This window comes from Bacillus mycoides, from assembly GCF_001757995.1.
Lineage (GTDB): Bacteria > Bacillota > Bacilli > Bacillales > Bacillaceae_G > Bacillus_A > Bacillus_A mycoides_B.
The window spans coordinates 24,148-41,019 of record NZ_LXLV01000019.1 but is presented as its reverse complement, the minus strand read 5'-3'; the positions used below and the strand labels follow the sequence as shown (position 1 = coordinate 41,019).

Sequence of the window (16,872 nt, the reverse complement as noted above, 5' to 3'; positions counted from 1 at the left end):
AATACATTGAAAAAGCAACCACCAATTGATGAGTACAACAACATAGTGAAGTCATCATGAAATGGGGTGTCCAAGTTGGACAATGAAATTTACACATAACCAGATAATTTGTTTCATTTTCGAAACGGGGTGTCTCCGAAAGAGCATATACTGTTTTAAAAAATAAACAATTTCATTTTAAAAAAAGATTGCAATTCATTTCACTTGAAAATGGGGTGTCTACGGCAGAAACTTTAGCCGATTTACCGTGCATTTCTTAAATAAATGAGGTGTCTGCGAACCGTAAATTATAAAAAATGCTTTTTCAATCCCTCTTCAGAAAACAGGAAGCTGAGTCAGCTTCCTGTTTTTCGTGTTTGTTCTCCTATGTAATTATGGTAAAATACGGCTAAGGATATTTGAAAGGATGAGATCGATGAATCATACAGCGGACAATTGTATTTTTTGTAAAATTATTGACGGGCAAATCCCTTGTTCAAAAGTATACGAAGATGAACATGTGCTTGCATTTTTAGATATTAGTCAAGTAACAAAAGGACATACTCTTGTTATTCCAAAAGTTCACAAACAAGACATTTTTGCGTTAACGCCAGAAATCGCATCACATATTTTTGCTGTCGTTCCAAAAATCGCAAATGCAATGAAAGCAGAATTTAATCCAGTTGGCTTCAACTTGCTTAACAATAACGGCGAGAAAGCTGGACAAACTGTATTCCACTTCCACCTTCATTTAATTCCACGCTACGGTGAAAACGATGGTTTCGGTGCTGTTTGGAAATCACACCAAAATGAATACACTATGGAAAATTTACAAAACATCGCAAGTACAATTGCAAATAGTGTGAAATAGTGCCACTATAATAAGAAGTAATACATAACAAGCCTATCCCTTTGGCATATATACCCTATGGCTTGTTTCTTCACAAAAAATGCCGAGGATATGATTTTTTGTGCATAGCATGTACAAGAGAGAAAACTCACTTTTCTTCCCCTTGTCTTAAAGATATGCACACTTTTATACATCATGAATACGAACGAAAAATAAGGAGGTTTCCTTTTATGTCAAAAGCTAAATCCTTTATTACAGGTGTACTTTGCGGCGGAGCAGTTGCTGGACTAGCCGTTCTTTTCTCAACTCCTTCTTCTGGTAAAGCTATGCGCGGTAAGCTGAAAGAAAAAGGAACTGATATTAAAAAGACTTTAGCTGATATTACAGCTGATACGAAGTTATTAAAGCGCCAAATCGTTGAAACTGCTTCAGAAGGTAAAGAAGTATTTCAAGAACTAAAAGACGATATGCAAGACACGCTTTCTAATTGGAAACAAGATATTTCTCAAAACAAACGACATATTGAAAAAGAAATTTTAGACATTCAAAAGTCAATTGAGAAACTACAAGAAGCCGTTCCAGAAAAAGCGTAAACATATTCCTGCTTAGTTTTTTGCATATAACAAATATTTTTCATACGAATTGACCTTAACACGGCATATCACATAGATATGCCGTGTTTTTATGCATTTACAATATATGTTATCCCTTAACATGTAAAGACAACACATGTATTCTTGACTCATAAAACGCTTCCATAGTTATGCATGATTTGTATAGAATGTTGTTTTTCCGAAAAATTTTCACAATTCTCACAAAAAGACTTTATTAATTTTTATTTTACTGGCATAATAGATAATAATGAAAAAAGAATGTTAAAGTGGGTGAGTAAATGAAAAGTGGAGAAAAAGATTACTCGGTAAAAGAAGCGATGATTTTCAGCCAACGTATTGCTCAATTATCGAAAGCGTTATGGAAATGCGTAGAGAAAGATTGGCAACAGTGGATTAAACCTTACGATTTAAACATTAACGAGCATCATATTTTAACTATCGCTTATCATTTAAAAGGGGCTTCTATTTCTGAGATTGCTAAGTTTGGAGTTATGCACGTATCAACGGCGTTTAACTTCTCTAAAAAGCTAGAAGAACGCGGCTATCTTGTATTCTCAAAAAAAGAAGATGATAAACGAAATACGTACATTGAAATTACAGACAAAGGGGAAGAATTACTACTTCGCTTAATGGAGGAGTATGATCCTGAAAATAATTCTGTGTTTAATGGGGCTCTTGCACTTCGTAATTTTTACGGTAAGTTCCCAGAAAATATCGAACTTATCGCGATCCTTCGCAATATTTACGGACAAGACTTCATCGATATTTTTGAGAAATCATTAGAAGATATTGAGGAAAACTTTACGGAATCCGATCAAAAGTTAGTTAAGAAATAATCTATTTATTTTTTCGCAATCATGCTTAAGAATTCATTCATAAGCGGCTTAAATAAACCTTGTTTTGCTAGCGCTTCCGCAGTTTCGTGTACTTCGAGCTGATGTGGAAGCGCTTTTTCAAATTGATCTAATAGCGCGTCGAACAATAAAAGACCTTCTGCTTTCTCCACTACATATTGTTTGTTCAGTTCTTCACAAAGTTTTAGTATACGTTCAATATCTTTTTTACGAGCTTTTTTCTTTATGATTAAAGAATAAAATGGACACTTTTCTTCATCAATCATTTTAAATAGTAGGTCTACGTAGTATTCAGCTTGTTCTAGTCTTCTTACAACGTCCATTTTCTCCCTCGCTTCCTAACACAAAGTCTTCTATTTCTGAATTTTATAACACGAACAAAATATCGTATGATACAATATATAAAGTATATGTATTTTAGCCAAAAGGAGGTCTCGCCTCATGACTCTTATAACCGTTGTTTTTGTCGCATTCGCACTTCTTGTTATATTTTACACGAATTTCATGACACATACACTGTGTGAGCGAAAACAAATATCTGCGAGCCGCCAGCCCGGTGTCTTTCGAGTTATTAATGTATGTATTACCATTCTATTAATTTCTAGTTATGTAGAAATTATATTTCATGGAAAGTGAGGAAGGAAGCCCCTTCCTCATTTTTTTCCTCTATAAGCAAATTATACCTACTATAACTAATAAAATAAACAGTACAAGTAATAAAATAAGTTTTGAATTCATCCCCCATCCCCTCCTCTTTTCTGTATATGCGACATGCGCCCAATATGGTACCCTTTCAAAATCTGACACAAACTGGTTAAAATTTCTTTATCAATAGGAAAACCCGTCGAAATATGATATATTAAATTTTGTACATATTGCTTATACTATGAAATAAACGACACGCATCTAAACTTTATCCTAAAGCCTCGGTAAGCCCTGTTAAGCGTGCTTTTATATATAAAAAAGCAAAGACATCAGTGAGACTTAATCAGGTTCTTATGAACGAAAATAACCTATCATAAGGCGTTTCTTCATTTGTACGGGATAAATTAAAAATACATAATAGTAGGAGTGTTTATTGAATGAAGAAAGCTATGCTTGCCTTAGCCGCAACAAGTGTAATCGCATTATCAGCATGTGGAACATCATCATCAGACAAAATTGTTACATCTAAAGCTGGTGACATCACTAAAGAAGAGTTCTACAATCAAATGAAGACACAAGCTGGTAAACAAGTACTAAATAACATGGTTATGGAAAAAGTACTTATTAAAAACTACAAAGTCGATGACAAAGAAGTAGACAAAAAGTACGATGAAATGAAAAAGCAAGTCGGTGACCAATTCGATACACTAATGAAACAACAAGGTCTTAAAGAAGAAACAGTCAAAAATGGTGTTCGCGCTCAATTAGCTCAAGAACAAGCGATTGAAAAAGCAATTACTGATAAAGACTTAAAAGCAAAATATGAAGACTATAAGCAAGAAATTAAAGCAAGCCATATTCTTGTAAAAGATGAAGAGACTGCTAAAAAAGTGAAAGAAGAACTTGCACAAGGTAAATCTTTCGAAGAGTTAGCGAAAAAGTACTCTGAAGATCCAGGTTCAAAAGAAAAAGGTGGCGACTTAGGATTCTTCGGACCAGATAAAATGGTAAAAGAATTCGATGAAGCTGCTCGTAAGCTGAAAAAAGATGAAGTAAGTGAACCAGTAAAAACACAGCATGGTTACCATATCATTAAAGTAACTGATACTCATGCTGACACAACTTTCGATAAAGCAAAAGCTGACATCAAAAAAGAAGCAGTTCAAGAAAAAACACAAGACGCTCAATTTATGAACGATCTTATGATGAAAGAAATCAAAAAAGCTGACGTAAAAGTTGACGACAAAGATTTGAAAGATCTTTTCGAAGAACCAAAAGCTGACGCTAAAAAAGACGCAAAGAAATAATGAAGTGAAAAAAGCTTGGGTAGCCCCCAAGCTTTTTTATTTTGTAGTAGTTTTTTTGCCGATACATCGATATACTCCCCCACCTTACTCCACTCAACACAAAAAAACCTCAGTTCCACCGCATGCGGAACCAAGGTTTATCTTATTATTATTGATTAAATTAAAAAACTATGTTAAATTAGTACAGAAACGCATTCAATAAAAATAAAAGGATGTATTTATCCGTATCTTAATTGTACACCAAAACACATCCTCAGTCAACCTCTATTTTTCACTTTTAAAGGAGTGCTTACGTATGAACAAAAAACTTGATCAAGAGCAAAAACGATTGGATAGCGTAATAGAAACTATTACGGAGCAAATTGATAAACTGGAAAGCGAAACTGGCAGACGCCGGGCAGAAGTAATCAACATTCGTAAACACTTCTGGGATGATGTAAAAGTTAATACTGATACTTTTGACGATTATCTTGAAACAGTTATCAACTTAAGACAACAAGCTCAGTCACTAGCCGTAACACAAATTACCCATAAGCACACCTTTAATCGACTTGCCGCACTAAGGCGTATGCATAAAGCACCTTACTTCGGACGAATCGATTTCAAAGAAGAAGGAGAATCTGGCGCAGAACAAATTTATATCGGAGTTGCTACCCTTACCGATGCAAGCGGAGAAAACTTTCTTATATACGATTGGCGTGCACCCATTTCAAGTGTCTACTACGATTATCCACCAGGACCGGCTGAGTACAGTACACCAGGAGGCGTAATCCGCGGCAATGTGGAGAAAAAATTACAATATATTATTCAAAATGGCGAGATTGATTCTATGTTCGATACGAGCCTCACAATTGGAGATGAAATCCTGCAACAAGCGCTCGGAAAAGGTACAAACAAACATATGCAAAGTATCGTTGCTACTATCCAGCGCGAGCAAAATGAAATTATTCGTCACGATGAAGGGCGACTACTTATCGTTCAAGGAGCTGCTGGTAGCGGTAAAACATCAGCTGCCCTGCAGCGAATCGCCTACTTACTATATAAATATCGCGAATGGCTAAAAGCAGATCAAATCATTCTCTTCTCCCCTAACTCCATGTTCAACAGCTACGTATCTAACGTATTGCCAGAACTCGGTGAAGAGAATATGCAGCAAGTTACATTCCAGGAATATTTAAACCATAGACTAAGCAAGTCATTTGACGTTGAAGATCCTTATGAGCAATTAGAATATATGCTAACTGAAACGAATAGCCCTGCTTATAAAACTCGAAATGGGAGCGTTCGATTTAAAGCATCTACTCAATTTTTCGAGATGATTAGAGCGTACAGACAATCTCTTGAATCTTCAGGCATGCTATTTAGAGGGATGAAATTTAGAGGAAAACTGATTGCCTCTGCTAAAGAAATCACAGAGCAATTTTACAATACCGACTCCTCCCTCCGCTTCCATAATAGAATTGAAAAGTTAACGGATTGGCTAAATAAACAAATAGACGCAATCGAAAAAACAGAACTGAAAAAGCCGTGGGTAGAAGAAGAAATTGAATTACTTAGTAAAGACGAATATCAAAAAGCTTATAACTACTTACAGAAAAAAGGAGAGTTTGACGACAACTCCTTTAATGATTATGAGCAAGAAACGAAAGTACTTGGACGTATGATCGTCCGCAAAAAATTGAAGCCGCTTCGTAAAGGTGTTCAAACACTACGCTTCATCAATTTCACGGGAATATATAAACAGCTCTTCACAGATGCATCATGGGTTACTGGAGAAAAACCGAAAGACTGGGATGATATTTGCTCGCTAACTGTGAACACGCTCGATGAAGGAAAGCTATATTACGAGGATGCGACTCCATTTTTACTTTTAAAAGAATTAATTGAAGGCTTCCAAACGAACAGATCCATTAAACACGTACTCGTAGACGAAGCACAAGATTATTCACCGTTTCAATTCGAGTTTTTAAAACGCTTATTCCCTGCCGCAAAAATGACGGTACTCGGAGACTTTAACCAAGCGATATTCGCTCATGCAAGTGAAACAGTTGATTTCCATACACTTACTAATTTATATGGCCCTGATGAAACAAACGGCATTAACTTAACTCGTAGCTATCGCTCAACAAAACCGATTATTGAATTCACACGGGACCTCGTACCTGAAGGAAAGAACATTAACGCATTTGAACGTGACGGCGAGAAACCTACAGTGACTACAGTTTCTGATCACAGTGAACTGCATAATTGTATCACTTCCAAAGTTGCTGAACTTCAAAAACAACAGCATAATACGATCGCAATTATATGTAAATCCGCAGCTGAAAGTGCCACTGCATACGAGGCACTCAGTCATATTGAGAATATTAAACTTGTGAAAAGTAACTCAGCCGAGTACGAGCAAGGCATTGTCGTTATCCCTGCTTATTTAGCAAAAGGTATCGAATTTGATGCTGTTATTATTTATGATGCTTCTAAAGATGTGTACAGTGATGAGAGCGTTCGTAGATTGTTCTACACTGCTTGTACGCGCGCGATGCATGAGTTGCAGCTTTATAGCGTTGGTGAGGTTAGTCCTTTTGTACTTGGGGCTGATTCGGAGAGTTTTAAATGTATAACGAAAACACCTTGATTTTTCTCAAGGTGTTTTTCTCATTCTAAATGAAATATCTTTACGCCGATATACACTCAGCACAATCCCCATTAAAAGCGCATGAAATACAGTTGGTGTTAATCCATAACTAATAAAAGGTAATGATATAGAAGCAATCGGCAATAAGCCTAATATCATTCCGACGTTATAAATGAACTGGACTACAAAAAGAGTTATTCCTCCAACGAGAAGCAATTTACCATACCGATCATTTATTTTATAAGATATGATCATTATCCTTGCTACAAAAAGAGAAAGGATGAAGACAAGAATTAGCGCAAGCACATACCCATAATAGTAAGTCAAACTTGCAAATACAAAATCAGTATCTGGAGCAGGGATAAACTTTATATCTCCATATGTACCAAACCAACCTGCTGACGACATTACCTCTTTTAAACGTATATACATAAACCCTGCGCCACCTGCATCACGCTCTGGATTTAAATACCCTAGAAATCTATCCAAGTGGTATCCTGAGGACCAGGATACGGATACCCTGATAATAAATAAACAAATTGGTACCATTGTAATAATCAATGCCTTCTTCTTCCCTAACTTACTCCACCAAAGCATAATGAATACCATCGTGATATAGATAAAAATTGACGAAAGAGTTGATACAATTAAAAATAAATACAAAGAAAATAAATACAAAATCACAAGATGCATAACCTTTAACCTACTATTATTGAAAAAAGAAGCCCAGGCTAGAAAAAAGAACGGCACTGCCATTAAACAATCAATTGCAATGGGACCGATTTTCATTAACGGCTCTCCAGTCAACGAAGCGTTTGGAAAACAGTATAACATTAAAAGGATAAGTACTCCGATTGTGTAAAACAACCATCCGAGTCTTTCTAATTTCCGATAATCAATCAGCATCATCCCTAAAGCTGCTACAGCACCGAGAATAACAAATATCACCTTGTTCATTAGTAAATCATTCGTATATCCAAGAGCTACTAGTGGCAAAAAGCCTAATCCCATAGTAGTCACTAGTAAAATAATAATGAACCAATCAACCTTTGGCTTATGAAGTTTATTAAGTTCCCGGCCAAGCTTGATTGGACTTCCCATTTGTTCAACAGCTTTATCTTCAGCAACTTCCTCACTTAACCCTTTCTCTATCCACATATTCTTCGCTTGCTTCAAGTGAAAATCTAGTTCAGTAGCCACAAAGCTCTTTACTTCTTTTGATTTAATATGGTTCGTAACTTCTTTTAAAAAACGCTCCCCTTTTTTATTCAATTTCGCCTCACTCCTGTACTAAGCCTTTTAATATAAATCGTGCCTTCGTAGAATCTTTTTCTGCCTTTCGCAGCATCTTTCTTCCCTTATCATTTAATTGATAATATTTAGCTCCTGAATGATCCCAACTTGATTGGATAAAACGATTCTGTTCTAAACGATGTAATAAGGTGTATAAAAACCCTTCATTTCCTTCGAATTTTTGAATCCCTCGCCCCCGCAGTAGCTGTGACAATTCGTATCCTGTTTTTTCATTACCGAGAAGTTGCAAGACTGCTAAAAGGACATCTTCTTCATTTTCGTATGATGCATTGATTTTTTCGCGCACCTGCTTTCGATGCTGATCAGAAAAACTCAAATGTTTAAAAGTTGTATTCTCCATTGATTTTCGCAAGCCTTTTAATCGATCTTCCATTTGATTATTCCTCCAATCCTTTCTTCAATAGTTCCTTAGCTCTTTTCAGTCTTGTTTTTATCGTGTTTTCCTTCACTTCTATTACAATAGCAATATCTTTAATTGATAATTCCTCATAATAAAATAGATAAATGAATTCTCGATATTTGATCGGTAAATTCATTACCGCAGAAGCCAGCTTACGGTCCTCTGCATTTTGAATGACAGTTTGTTCGACACTATCATTTTGAATCCCAATATAAGCAGATTCATCCTCTGTAACGATTACCTTTTTGTTATACCAACTTTTTATATAGTCCTTACAATGATTAATGGCTATTCTCCACAACCATGTTTTTACATTCGATTTCCCTTTGTATGTATGAAGAGATTTATAGCATTTAACAAATATATCTTGCGTTAAGTCCTCTGCAACCTCTTTATTATTCACATATGAATAAACCAGCTGTAAGATTTCCTGTCCATACTTGTTCATTATTTCATCGATAAGGTCCTCCTTATCTTCTATTTCAAACATCTCTACTGTTAATTCATCCACATCATTTCCTCCTTCCCATATATTAGACGACTCACTCCATGGAAAAGTTTTATAAATTCATAAAAAAATACGGATAGTAATGTCCGTACCGTTTTTTGAAATCTTAATATTTTTTTGCTTATTGTCCCCTCGCACTAATGCTCTGCTTAAAGACAGGAATTTTCCTCCATATGTCTTGTTCCCTATTTTAAAACATAATACAATTAAAACGTAACTTAATAAGCTATTACTAGTAGGTGTGGCTATCATCTCTTCCATTTCGCAAAAAGGGGGAGGTGATATAATGATCGCGATGTTTGTAATTAAATTAGTGTATGGTATCCTAACCGGAGCTGGCGTTGTCATCGGTAGAAGATACGTTGGTCCGTGGCTAATTTCTGTATACAAAAAAGCGAGAACCACCCTGCTTCGTGGAAAAGGTAAGGGCGGTTCTCGGCTAAAACGTTAATGTAATTGTCTTATAACCGCACCTACTACCACCACAATAGCAAGTTAGGTTAAACAAGGCAGAAGTTTCTCAGGCTTCTGTCTTCTTTATTTTATGCAAAATTCATACTACATACTCTATCATCATTGTAACACATTCTATTTATTTTTAGTCAAGATAAAAAACACCTGAAGGGCTCCCCTTTATAGCGCCAATAAAGATGGATTATGCAGCAGTTTCATAACAGTATGAATGAATGAATAAACAACTAACAACACCTATTACGAATATAAAAAATCCTCTCACTATATAGCACCTATGTTTTCAGTGATACTCTATTACCATCAAACTAAATTTGTATAATTTAAACTACAGAATAGCCAGCTAATTTTCAAATATCTTCTTGCTCATTTCCCTAAATTTATTATCTATTTGTATCACACTTACAAATAAGAGATATCCTACCGATGCGCCTAGCATATTTATAGTAAACCGCCATACATCAAAAACATCAGACAAAGTTAGTAAATGCACTATCTCCCAAGCAAGAAAGGTCATAGCATACCACTTACTAGCTTTCTTATAGTTAGTCACTTTATTAATCAACACTGGAACGAAAAATCCACATGGAACTACTAATATTATATGTTGTAAAACGTTTAACCAATAAGTTGAGTTTCCCCAAAGGCCTGGATGCGCAATAAAATCTTTAACTTGCCAAAGTGTTATTCCAAAAGTTGTAATAACGTTTCTAAATCAGATATATGTAAAAATTGCTGCCAAAATTCAATGGGATGATATACAGTCCCACCTGTCAAACTACGAACATAGTCAAATGTAGAAGTTGAAATAAATGTTCCTAAAAAGACAATAAAGCAAATGATTATATAAGGAATACATAAAATTTTTGATAATACCTTTAATGGCCTAGGAACTTCGTATACCGATTGATTAATCCCTAAGCCAATAACTTTTGATTCTCCAAAACTTTGAATCGCTTTATAAATCGCTTCTTTTTCATTCATACCTTGTTCCATATATTCTTCTTTCAAGCTGTTCAAATGGTCATACATTTCTAGAAATAGCTCATCCTGTTCAATATTACTAAGTTCTGAATAAGCTAAAATAGACTTAATATACTCATCAAATTCACTCATAAATAACTCCTTTCTGACAAGCTTGAATTAATGATGTTACACGCTCCCAAGAGTTCACTTTCTTCTGCAATTCTTTTTTCCCTTTATCTGTAATAGTATAAAATTTCCTTTTCATCCCATTCTCAGATTCATTCCAATAAGATTCAAGAAACTCCTTTTTTTCTAATCGCTTTAAAGCCGGATACAAAGTTCCCTGCCCCATACTATACAAATCTTCACTTGCATCCTTTAAACTCTGGGCTATTTCATATCCATATGTATCACGTTTTGCAATGATAGAAAGTAATAAAATATCTATACTTCCCTTCAAGATTTCTTTGTCCAACAATACCACCTCCTTATACACATCGTATAACAACATATGTCGTTATGCAACATAGTTAGAAGAATAGTCCATAAAAAAAACACCTAAAGGCTTCCCTTTAGGTGTTTCTCTATTTTATGCTAATGCAGCTGCTTGTTCTTGTTGATCGACAGGAATTACAGCGTCTGTTAATGCTTTTTCTAGTTCAGCTGTGTATTTCATTTGCTCTTCTTTGCTCCAGCCTAGTTTTGCAGCCATGTAGTTGATTACTGCTTCTTTCCACTCATATACCCAGTGGATGTTGAAGAATACAGCGCCTCTGCGGCGTACGAAGAAGTCAACTGGTTTCGCTGTCATTTCGTAATCCATTGCGTATACAAGCGGGATTAGAACATCTAATGGCATGTTGTATTCTTTCGCTTCGTCTTTATGTTTTTTCGCTAAGTCGAACAGTACGTCAACGTTAGAGCCATAGAATTTCGTGAATTCTTCAGCTTGAGCTGTCGTTAAACCGTATTTCGTACCTTCGCCTGCTTTTTTCGCGATAAATGCCGGGAATCCGTGTGAACCACTTACATGACCACCAGAGATTGGCATATGTTTCGTATCGCTCTTCTGATATGCACTATGTCCTTCTTTTTGTAATAGATTCGTTACGTAGTCTACTACCATTTCAGCCATTTTGCGGTATCCTGTTAATTTTCCGCCCGCGATTGTAATTAAACCAGATTCAGAAGTCCAAATCTCATCTTTACGAGAAATTTCAGATGCATTCTTACCTTCTTCATAAATTAACGGACGTACACCAGCCCAGCTTGATTCCACATCTTTTTCTGTAATTTTCACGCTTGGGAACATGTAGTTAATCGCATTAATGATATATGTGCGATCTTCTGTTGTCATGTGCGGTACAGCTGCGTCTTTATCATAGAACGTATCTGTTGTACCTACGTACGTTTTTCCGCCGCGAGGAATCGCGAACACCATACGTTTATCTGGTGTATCAAAGTAAATTGCTTGCCCTAATGGGAAACGTTTTTGATCAATTACTAAATGCACACCTTTTGATAACTGAAGTACTTTCCCTTTTTTAGAGTTATCTTTTTCACGAAGTGTATCTACCCAAGGACCAGCTGCGTTTACAATTTTCTTACCGTAAACTTCATATACTTCTCCGTCTAGTAAATCGATTACACGTACACCGCATACTTTTCCATCTTTATATAAGAAACTGTCTACTTTTGCGTAGTTAACAGCTTTCGCACCGTGTTCAATTGCTTCTTTCATTACTTCAATTGTAAGACGCGCATCGTCTGTACGATATTCTACGTAGTAACCGCCGCCTTTTAATCCTTCTTGTTTTACAAGAGGCTCTTTATTTAGCGTTTCTTCACGGTTAAACATCTTTCTGCGCTCGCTTCGTTTTACACCTGCTAAGAAGTCGTATACACGAAGACCAATTGATGTACTGAATGACCCGAACGTGCCACCTGTATGGAACGGAAGTAACATCCACTCTGGTGTCGTTACATGGGGACCGTTCTCATATACGATCGCACGCTCTTTCCCCACCTCTGCTACCATTTTCACTTCAAGTTGTTTTAAATAACGTAAACCACCGTGTACAAGTTTCGTTGAACGACTTGATGTACCTGCTGCAAAGTCCTGCATTTCAAACACAATTGTTGATAAACCGCGTGTTGCCCCATCTAATGCAATACCAGAACCAGTAATACCTCCACCAATTACGATCACATCTAACTCTTGTTTATTTACTCCGTTTAATACGTCTTTACGTTGTTTACTTGAAAATTTCATGGTAATTCCTCCCTTTGATAACGAAAAAAGAGACCACAAGCTCCGCTATAGATTTCGCCTCTATAGCGTGTTGTGGTCTCTCCAAATCTCCTACCGAATTATTAACTTGTCATCATTATAACACTGTTTATGATTATTTGAAAGCTTTAGTTGCTTCAATTGCCTTTTTCCATCCAGCATATAGCTCTTCGCTTGTTTCCGCTTCCATTGCCGGTGTAAAGCGTTTATCCATATTCCACTGCGCTTTAATTTCGTCTTGGTTTTTCCAATATCCAACCGCAAGACCAGCTAAGTATGCTGCACCTAAAGCTGTCGTTTCATTGATCACCGGACGCTCTACAGGAACGTCTAACATATCGCTTTGGAACTGCATTAAGAAGTTATTCTTAACTGCACCACCATCAACGCGTAATGTGTTCAGTTTAATACCTGAATCAGCTTCCATTGCACATAATACATCTTTCGTTTGGTATGCTAAAGATTCTAGCGTTGCACGAATGAAGTGCTCTTTCGTCGTACCGCGTGTTACACCAAACATAGCGCCGCGTACTTCACTATCCCAGTACGGTGTTCCGAGTCCTACGAATGCCGGTACTATGTATACACCTTCAGTTGATTCAACACGGCTAGCGTACACTTCACTCTCACTTGCATCTTTAAACATGCGCATTCCGTCACGTAACCACTGAATTGCAGAACCTGCTACGAAAATACTTCCTTCTAATGCGTAATTTACTTTACCATCTAAACCCCATGCAATTGTTGTTAATAGGCCATGCTCAGAAGCAACTGCTTTTTCGCCTGTGTTCATTAACATGAAGCAACCCGTTCCGTAAGTGTTCTTCGCCATACCTTCACCGAAACAAGCTTGTCCAAATAATGCTGCTTGCTGGTCACCAGCTATACCTGCGATCGGTACATTTTGACCGAAGAAGTGGTAATCAATTGTTTCTCCATATATTTCAGATGATTGACGTACTTCTGGAAGCATGCTCTTTGGTACTGTTAACATGTCTAGAAGCTCATCATCCCACTGTAAGTCGTGAATGTTAAACATTAATGTACGTGATGCATTTGAGTAGTCTGTTACGTGCGCTTTACCGCCCGATAATTTCCATACAAGCCATGTATCAATTGTTCCGAATAATAACTCGCCGTTTTCCGCTTTTTCTCTTGCACCTTCAACGTTATCTAAAATCCATTTTACTTTCGTACCAGAGAAGTATGCATCAATTAAAAGACCTGTTTTTTCGCGAACCATCTCGCTATAACCTTTTTCTTTTAACTCATCACAAATTTCAACTGTTTGACGAGACTGCCATACGATTGCATTATAAATTGGTTTTCCAGTCGTTTTATCCCATACAACCGCTGTTTCACGTTGGTTCGTAATACCGATACCAGCGATTTGTTCTGGCTTCACATCTGCTTCGCTTAAGCAAGTTGCGATAACTGCTAAAATAGATCCCCAAATTTCTTGTGCATTATGCTCTACCCAGCCTGGCTTTGGAAAATGTTGTGTAAACTCTTTTTGAGCTGAATGAACGATTTTTCCTTCTTTATTGAAAAGAATTGCGCGTGAGCTTGTTGTTCCTTGGTCTAATGAAAGAATATATTTTTTCATATCAGTTTCCCCCTATGCTACTTTTCTACTATTTGTAGTAGCTCCACTTTTTTTACTTGTCATATAAGAGATTGCTAGTACAATCACAGTTGCAATAATCACATAAATAAGTGCTGAATTTTGTTTTCCTTCAAATACAACTTGATGGAATAATCCTGCAAGTGATCCACCTAAAATTGGACCAACTACTGGAATCCATGCATACTTCCAATTTGAACCGCCTTTTCCTGCAATCGGAAGGAAGAAGTGTGCAATACGCGGACCTAAATCACGAGCCGGGTTGATTGCGTATCCTGTTGTTCCACCTAATGATAAACCAATACTTACAATTAAGAAACCTACGATAAATGGATTTAAACCATCTGCAAATTTATTTGCTCCAATTGCTAATATACCAAATACTAAAACGAATGTTCCAATCATTTCACTTAAAAGGTTTGTAAATGTGTTCGGAATTGCTGGACCTGTTGCAAATACACCTAACTTTGTTCCTGGATCTTCTGTTTCTTTCCAGTGTGGTAAGTAATGTAAGTATACAAGAACTGCCCCGATAATTGCCCCAATCATTTGTGCTGCGATATACATAGGTACGTCACTCCATGGGAACGCTCCCTTAAAAGCAAGTCCTATCGTTAAAGCCGGATTCAAATGTGCCCCACTAATTGATCCAACTGCATACGCTGCCATAGCAACCGCTAAGCCCCAGCCCATTGTAATTACAATCCAACCAGAATCTTTCGCAAACGATTTCTTTAAACTTACACCAGCGCAAACACCGCCACCAAGTAAGATTAACAACGCTGTCCCTATTAATTCCCCTAAAAATGCTGACATAAAATCCCTCCACAATCAATTTAAATGCTTTCAAAAAGTGATAGAGGTAAAATGAATGGCCATTCGTTTTTTTTTCAAAAGAAAAAGATCCACAGCTTACATGCTTCTATATACAATATATAGAAACAATAAAATGTGGATCTCTTCTTTTCTCCGTCACGTTTATTAACTTGTCTATAATGTTAACCTCTAATGAAAGCGGTGTCAACAGAATTTTTTCACATTTTCGTCACTTTTTTTGGTAATGTTTCCATAGTTCTTTTTTCGATGTCGTAATTGCTGTCGCACCAGCATTTAACGCTCTTTCAACGTCTTCTACAGTTCGAATAAAACCACCTGCTAAAATCGGTACACCTGTACGCTCTTTCACCTCAGCAATGACACCCGTTAACGCACCGGGAAGCACCTCTATATAATCCGGCTTCGTTTTTTCTAGCAAATTACAGCTCTTTTCCATCGCGCTAGAATCAATTAAAAAGATGCGTTGAATGGAGACGACACCTTTTTGCTTCGCCTTCATAATTACACTCGCCTTTGTCGATAATAACCCGTACGGTTTATATTCTTGGCATAAAAATTCCGTCGCATGCCCATCACTTTGTAATCCATGGATTAAATCAACATGTAAAAACACCTTTTTCCCATGCAGCTTCGCGAGCGACACAACACTCTTCAATTGACCGACATGAATATCTAAAATGACAATATACTCATACGAACTATGTAATAGCTTTTCCAAATCTTTAATTTGTCTCACTGCCGGCAAAATCTTTTGTTCATGAAATTCCATTCTAAACGTCCCCTTCTTTCTATCATCCTATCCTTTATAGTACACAATTTGAGTGGAAAGAACAGCTAGTGTCAGGAATTTCTTTCAAATCTTTCTTTTACCTATATATCTTCTTCAACTTATCAGAAACCGTACCGCCTATAACCATTAATATGAGGGGTAAAAAATTCATTACATATGGTGCATCTGCTACAATTGTAATGCTTGCTCCTGCAAACTTATTTAACGCCCATACAACGATTTTTGTAATAAACAAAAATACCCCCAGCATGAATAGACTATCAAAAAACACCTTCCATTTTGGATATGCTAATTGCTTACTATCTTCAATTACTTTCTGCGTCAATTTTTCATCACTCCTCAACAACTCATCAATCGTAATACCAAACAGATCACTTAAATGAATAATAATTTCAATGCTCGGATAGTTCTTTCCCGTCTCCCATTTCGAAACAGACTGCCTACTTACATGAATTTTTTCAGCCAAATCATTTTGCGACCAATTTCTTTTTTCCCTTTCTTCTTTTAAACGTTCACTAAAAACCATACTGTGTTTATCACCTCTCTATGTCTAGTATGGTCAAATAAATGATGAAGAGTAAAGCTAGTTATCGTTGCATAGCCTGTGCAACTTGTGCGTTACACCTTAAAATGACGCCATTTCGTACTTTATGCCATGCAGATTTCATATACTTTTCTTCTATAATAATTTCCCGAACAATAATACAAATAACAAATACTCGCAAAGACAGGACGAGACGTAAAAAAACACGCTATTCCTTCTTAACATTCTCTAGAAAGAATAACGTATT

General features: G+C 36.5%; 17 protein-coding genes and 1 pseudogene. 7 read left to right on the top strand and 11 right to left on the bottom strand.

The annotated features are described in order from the left end of the window. Positions 1–415 precede the first annotated feature (415 nt). The 3 genes from BWGOE10_RS05100 (at position 416) to BWGOE10_RS05090 (ending at position 2,279) form a co-directional block, all read left to right on the top strand. Positions 416–850 (top strand): HIT family protein, encoded by a 435-nt coding sequence (locus BWGOE10_RS05100; protein ID WP_001016832.1) that lies wholly within the window; start codon positions 416–418, stop codon positions 848–850. A 209-nt stretch (positions 851–1,059) separates the two neighbouring features. Beyond that, positions 1,060–1,422 (top strand): YtxH domain-containing protein, encoded by a 363-nt coding sequence (locus BWGOE10_RS05095; protein WP_002201482.1) that lies wholly within the window; start codon positions 1,060–1,062, stop codon positions 1,420–1,422. 299 nt (positions 1,423–1,721) lie between these two features. Further along, on the top strand, positions 1,722–2,279 hold the full coding sequence (locus BWGOE10_RS05090) for an HTH-type transcriptional regulator Hpr (RefSeq protein WP_000834924.1): 558 nt from the start codon (positions 1,722–1,724) through the stop codon (positions 2,277–2,279). A gap of 5 nt (positions 2,280–2,284) precedes the next feature. Here BWGOE10_RS05090 and BWGOE10_RS05085 read toward each other — a convergent pair whose 3' ends face one another. Further along, positions 2,285–2,620 carry a DUF1878 family protein gene (locus tag BWGOE10_RS05085; RefSeq protein WP_070141175.1) on the bottom strand — a complete coding sequence of 112 codons (336 nt, stop codon included), beginning with the start codon at positions 2,618–2,620 and terminating at the stop codon, positions 2,285–2,287. A gap of 118 nt (positions 2,621–2,738) precedes the next feature. Between BWGOE10_RS05085 and BWGOE10_RS05080 the strand changes: the two genes are divergently transcribed. The 3 genes from BWGOE10_RS05080 to helD all read left to right on the top strand — a co-directional run bounded on the left by BWGOE10_RS05080 (position 2,739) and on the right by helD (position 6,881). After that, complete coding sequence (locus tag BWGOE10_RS05080; RefSeq protein ID WP_000172693.1) at positions 2,739–2,933, top strand: hypothetical protein; 195 nt, start codon at positions 2,739–2,741, stop codon at positions 2,931–2,933. Between the two features lie 446 nt (positions 2,934–3,379). Beyond that, entirely contained in the window at positions 3,380–4,249 is an 870-nt protein-coding gene (gene prsA / locus BWGOE10_RS05075; RefSeq protein ID WP_070141174.1) for a peptidylprolyl isomerase PrsA, read from the top strand. 295 nt (positions 4,250–4,544) lie between these two features. Further along, on the top strand, positions 4,545–6,881 hold the full coding sequence (gene helD / locus BWGOE10_RS05070) for an RNA polymerase recycling motor HelD (protein ID WP_070141173.1): 2,337 nt from the start codon (positions 4,545–4,547) through the stop codon (positions 6,879–6,881). Between the two features lie 6 nt (positions 6,882–6,887). Here helD and BWGOE10_RS05065 read toward each other — a convergent pair whose 3' ends face one another. The 3 genes from BWGOE10_RS05065 to BWGOE10_RS05055 are packed head-to-tail and all read right to left on the bottom strand — an operon-like array spanning position 6,888 to position 9,106. Beyond that, on the bottom strand, positions 6,888–8,153 hold the full coding sequence (locus BWGOE10_RS05065; RefSeq protein WP_070141172.1) for an FtsW/RodA/SpoVE family cell cycle protein: 1,266 nt from the start codon (positions 8,151–8,153) through the stop codon (positions 6,888–6,890). Positions 8,154–8,160: 7 nt separating this feature from the next. After that, positions 8,161–8,568 (bottom strand): PadR family transcriptional regulator, encoded by a 408-nt coding sequence (locus tag BWGOE10_RS05060; RefSeq protein ID WP_070141171.1) that lies wholly within the window; start codon positions 8,566–8,568, stop codon positions 8,161–8,163. A 4-nt stretch (positions 8,569–8,572) separates the two neighbouring features. Further along, positions 8,573–9,106, bottom strand: coding sequence for a sigma-70 family RNA polymerase sigma factor (locus tag BWGOE10_RS05055; protein ID WP_070141170.1), 534 nt, complete (start codon positions 9,104–9,106; stop codon positions 8,573–8,575). A gap of 283 nt (positions 9,107–9,389) precedes the next feature. On the opposite strand from BWGOE10_RS05055, the gene BWGOE10_RS32745 reads away from it, so the two are divergent. Further along, positions 9,390–9,554, top strand: coding sequence for a hypothetical protein (locus tag BWGOE10_RS32745; RefSeq protein ID WP_000561154.1), 165 nt, complete (start codon positions 9,390–9,392; stop codon positions 9,552–9,554). A gap of 363 nt (positions 9,555–9,917) precedes the next feature. Here the strand turns inward: BWGOE10_RS32745 and BWGOE10_RS33245 are convergent. The 7 genes and pseudogenes from BWGOE10_RS33245 to BWGOE10_RS05020 all read right to left on the bottom strand — a co-directional run bounded on the left by BWGOE10_RS33245 (position 9,918) and on the right by BWGOE10_RS05020 (position 16,607). Continuing rightward, a pseudogene (locus BWGOE10_RS33245) lies at positions 9,918–10,690 on the bottom strand (permease prefix domain 1-containing protein). Further along, positions 10,683–11,015, bottom strand: coding sequence for a PadR family transcriptional regulator (locus tag BWGOE10_RS05045; RefSeq protein WP_070141168.1), 333 nt, complete (start codon positions 11,013–11,015; stop codon positions 10,683–10,685). Before BWGOE10_RS05045 ends, BWGOE10_RS33245 begins: the two are co-directional and overlap by 8 nt. 114 nt (positions 11,016–11,129) lie before the next feature. Further along, positions 11,130–12,812, bottom strand: a complete 1,683-nt coding sequence (gene glpD / locus BWGOE10_RS05040) for an aerobic glycerol-3-phosphate dehydrogenase (RefSeq protein ID WP_070141167.1) — start codon at positions 12,810–12,812, stop codon at positions 11,130–11,132. Between the two features lie 133 nt (positions 12,813–12,945). Continuing rightward, complete coding sequence (glpK, locus tag BWGOE10_RS05035) at positions 12,946–14,436, bottom strand: glycerol kinase GlpK (protein WP_070141166.1); 1,491 nt, start codon at positions 14,434–14,436, stop codon at positions 12,946–12,948. 12 nt (positions 14,437–14,448) lie between these two features. Continuing rightward, on the bottom strand, positions 14,449–15,270 hold the full coding sequence (gene glpF, locus BWGOE10_RS05030; RefSeq protein WP_070141165.1) for a glycerol uptake facilitator protein GlpF: 822 nt from the start codon (positions 15,268–15,270) through the stop codon (positions 14,449–14,451). Positions 15,271–15,499: 229 nt separating this feature from the next. After that, positions 15,500–16,060, bottom strand: a complete 561-nt coding sequence (glpP, locus tag BWGOE10_RS05025; protein WP_070141164.1) for a glycerol uptake operon antiterminator GlpP — start codon at positions 16,058–16,060, stop codon at positions 15,500–15,502. Positions 16,061–16,157: 97 nt separating this feature from the next. Next, complete coding sequence (locus tag BWGOE10_RS05020; RefSeq protein ID WP_070141163.1) at positions 16,158–16,607, bottom strand: helix-turn-helix domain-containing protein; 450 nt, start codon at positions 16,605–16,607, stop codon at positions 16,158–16,160. Positions 16,608–16,872 lie beyond the last annotated feature (265 nt).